The organism is Streptomyces sp. NPDC003011, assembly GCF_053591515.1.
Genome location: NZ_JBSFTY010000177.1, coordinates 1 through 3264 on the forward strand (window position 1 = coordinate 1; position 3264 = coordinate 3264).

Genomic DNA, 3264 nt, shown 5'->3' on the forward strand with positions numbered 1-3264 from the left:
GGATCACCGGATCGGACAGGAACGCCCGCGCGATGGTGATGAGCTGCTTCTCCCCGGCACTGACCCCGCTGCCCTCGTCGTCGATCACGGTGTCGCGGTGTCGCGTACGGCGGCAGGTCTCGCAGGGCGCAGGGCGCAGGACGCAGGGCACAGGACGCAGGACGCGAGGTAGGCCTCCAAGTTCGATGCCCCCGTACGGGCGCGGCGTATGTGTTCCCCGATCTCCGTCACCTTCGCCGCTTCCGGACGAGGTATTGACGAGGTATTGACGAGTCCTGCCTCCGGTGTCATCGTTTCCGGCACGTAGACATCAGATGTCTGACGTCAGATGTGATCGCCGAACGAAGAGGTTCCCGCCATGTCGCTCTCCGATGACCTCGCCGAGCAGTTGCTCACCGCGATCATCGACGGCCAGTACCCGCCCGACTCGGCTCTTCCACCCGAGGGGGAGCTCTCGGAGCAGGGTGGGATCAGTCGCCTGACCGTGCGGGAAGCGGTCAAGCATCTGCGCGCGCAGAACGTCGTCCGGGTGGTGCGAGGCCGGGGCACCTACGTCAACCCGCCGGACCGGTGGACCGCGCTGGAGCCGGTGGTGCGGGCGGCCTCGCGCACCGCGAGCGGCGCCCTGTCGGAACGGCTGATCGAGGCACGCCGGCTCATCGAGAACGGGGCGTGCGAGCTGGCCGCCTCCCGCCGTACCGAGGAGGACCTGGAAGTGCTGCGCCAGCATCTGGCGGTCATGCGGGAGGCCGCCGACGCGGGCGACACCGAGCAGTTCGTGCAGGCCGACATCGACTTCCACGACACGGTGATGCGGGCGACGGGCAACCTGTTCGTCCCCCTGCTCTTCGAGCCGTTCGGGCCTCTGCTCGTCGAGGGGCGCCGGGAGACCTCGGCCGTCCCGGAGATCCGTACGAACGCCATCGCGCACCACGAGGCGGTGCTCGCCGCGCTGGAGTCCGGCAGCCCCGAGGCCGCCCGGGTCGCCATGGACGGCCACATGAACCAGACCGCCGACGACCTGCGCACCCATGTGATCAAGCGCGACCTCGACTGACGCCCCCAACTCCCCCCGACGTTCCCCCGACTCCCGTTTAGAGACCAGGAATTCGCCATGTCCCTACCCCTCCATGCCCGGACGGGACCCGTCAGTGAGGCCGCGGTGCTGCAAGGGCTCCCGCCCGTCCGCGAGGTGAGCGCCGTCGACGTGGCCGCCCGCATATCCGGCGGCCCCCGTCTCGTCGTCCTCGACGACGACCCGACCGGCACCCAGACGGTCGCGGACGTGCCGGTCCTGACCTCCTGGGCGGTGGACGACCTGCGCTGGGCGCTGCGTCAGGACAGTGCCGCCTTCTTCGTCCTCACCAACACCCGCAGCCTGTCGCCCCAGGACGCCGCCGCCCGCAACCGCGAGGTGGTCCGCGCCCTGCACGAGGCCGCGGCGGCCGAGGGCACCGGTTACGTCCTGGCCAGCCGCGGTGACTCGACCCTGCGCGGCCACTTCCCGTTGGAGACCGACGTCCTGGCCGAGGAACTCGGCGAGCTGGGCGTCGGCGCCCCGGACGGAGTGGTGCTGGTTCCCGCCTACATCGAGGCGGGGAGGCTGACCGTCGGCTCCCGCCACTGGATGCGGACGGCCGACGGGCTGCTGCCGGTCGGCGAGAGCGAGTTCGCCCGCGACGCCACCTTCGGCTACCGCAGCTCCTCGCTGCCCGAGTGGGTCGAGGAGAAGACAGGCGGGCGCGTGCCCGCGGACGAGGTCCTGCGCATCACCCTCGACGACCTGCGCGGCGGCGGCCTCGCGCACACGGCGCGGCTGCTGTCCTCGCTGCGCGGCGGGCGTATGGCCGTGGTCGACGCGGTGTGCGACGACGACCTGCGGGTGCTCGCCCTGGCTCTCGCGGAGGCGGAGGAGAACGGCACGCGGCTGCTGTACCGGGTCGGGCCGTCCTTCGTCCGGGCCCGCGCCGGCCAGGCCGGGAGGGCACCGCTCACCCCGGCGGAACTGCGCCCGCTGCGCGGGGACGCGCCGCACGGGCTGATCGCCGTAGGATCCCACGTCTCCCTGACGACACGGCAGTTGGACCGGCTGCGGGAGCGCGGCGGGATCGCCGAATACGAACTCGACGTGGCCCTCCTGCTCGACGAGGAACGGCGTGACGCCCATATCGCCGAGGTCGCGGCCGCGGCCGCCGGCGCGCTGGACTCGGCCGACGCCGTGATCCGCACCTCGCGCACGCTGGTGACGGGTGCCGACGCGGACGACAGCCTGGCGATCTCCCGCCGGGTCTCCGCCGCGCTCGTGGACGCCGTACGGCAGGTCAACGCCGCCCGGCGGCCCGCCTTCGTCGTCGCCAAGGGCGGCATCACCTCCAGCGACACCGCCACCCACGGCCTTCAGATCCGCCGCGCCTGGGCCCGCGGCACGCTGCTGCCCGGCATCGTCTCCCTCTGGCAGCCGGTGGACGGCCCCGCCGCCGGCATCCCCTACATCGTCTTCGCCGGGAACGTCGGCGGCCCCGACGCCCTCGCCGACGCCCTCGACCTGCTCCGGAGCGCGTGATGCTGCTGCACGGTACCGATGCCCTGAAGCAGGCCGCCGCTGCCGGTCACGCCCTACCGGGGTTCGTCGCCCACAGCCTGGAGACGGTCCAGGGCATCACGGCCGCCGCCGAGGCCGCCGGACGGCCCGTCCTGATCCAGGCGGACGCCGGCCCCTTCAGGCCCGCCAGCGGGACGCCCCGATGAGGCTGGCGCTGGACGCCGCCGAGGACTCGGCCGCCCGCTTGGGCGTGCACCTCGACCACAGCCGGGACCTGGACGAGATCACCGCCTGCCTGGAGGCGGGCTGCACCTCTGTCATGGTCGACGGTTCCCACCTGCCGTTCGCCGAGAACATGGCGCTGACGAAGGAGGCGGTACGGCGAGCCCCGCGACCACGGCGCCTGGGTGGAGGCCAAACTCGGTGCCCTGCCGGGCGACGAGGACGTCTCCACCGACGCTGTCGCCAAGCCTGCGACGATGACCGGTCCGCGGCAGGCGGCCGAGTTCGTCGCCGCGACGGGCGTCGACGCGCTCGCCGTGGCCGTCGGCAACGTCCACGGCTTCACCAAGGACCGGGTCCGCCTCGACCTGGACCAGCTGGCCGCCATCCACGCGGCCGTACCGGTCCCGCGCGTCCTGCACGGCGCCGGCGCCGGCGGTCTGCCCGTCGGTGAGCGCGCGACGGGCGTCGACCCGCCCGCCGCGGCCGTCGGCAGATCG

The 3264-nt window shown here is 73.0% G+C and carries 3 protein-coding genes and 2 pseudogenes; all 5 read left to right on the forward strand.

What is annotated here, in order from left to right:
• The first annotated feature begins 358 nt into the window (after nt 1-358).
• Nucleotides 359-1057, forward strand: a complete 699-nt coding sequence (locus ACWD0J_RS41070) for a FadR/GntR family transcriptional regulator (RefSeq protein ID WP_451500974.1) — start codon at nt 359-361, stop codon at nt 1055-1057.
• Nucleotides 1058-1114: 57 nt separating this feature from the next.
• Entirely contained in the window at nt 1115-2563 is a 1449-nt protein-coding gene (locus tag ACWD0J_RS41075; protein ID WP_451500975.1) for a four-carbon acid sugar kinase family protein, read from the forward strand.
• Nucleotides 2563-2748 (forward strand): class II fructose-bisphosphate aldolase, encoded by a 186-nt coding sequence (locus tag ACWD0J_RS41080; protein WP_451500976.1) that lies wholly within the window; start codon nt 2563-2565, stop codon nt 2746-2748. Before ACWD0J_RS41075 ends, ACWD0J_RS41080 begins: the two co-directional genes overlap by 1 nt.
• Nucleotides 2745-2870, forward strand: a pseudogene (locus ACWD0J_RS41085) (class II fructose-bisphosphate aldolase); the annotation flags it as partial. The gene ACWD0J_RS41080 and the pseudogene ACWD0J_RS41085, both read left to right, overlap by 4 nt.
• 76 nt (nt 2871-2946) lie before the next feature.
• Nucleotides 2947-3264, forward strand: a pseudogene (locus ACWD0J_RS41090) (class II fructose-bisphosphate aldolase); the annotation flags it as partial.

Excerpts from the sequence above, each read along its gene's own strand:
- ACWD0J_RS41070 (WP_451500974.1), top strand. The coding sequence starts at position 359 with ATGTCGCTCTCCGATGACCTCGCCGAGCAGTTGCTCACCGCGATCATC.
- ACWD0J_RS41075 (WP_451500975.1), top strand. The coding sequence starts at position 1,115 with ATGTCCCTACCCCTCCATGCCCGGACGGGACCCGTCAGTGAGGCCGCG.
- ACWD0J_RS41080 (WP_451500976.1), top strand. The coding sequence starts at position 2,563 with ATGCTGCTGCACGGTACCGATGCCCTGAAGCAGGCCGCCGCTGCCGGT.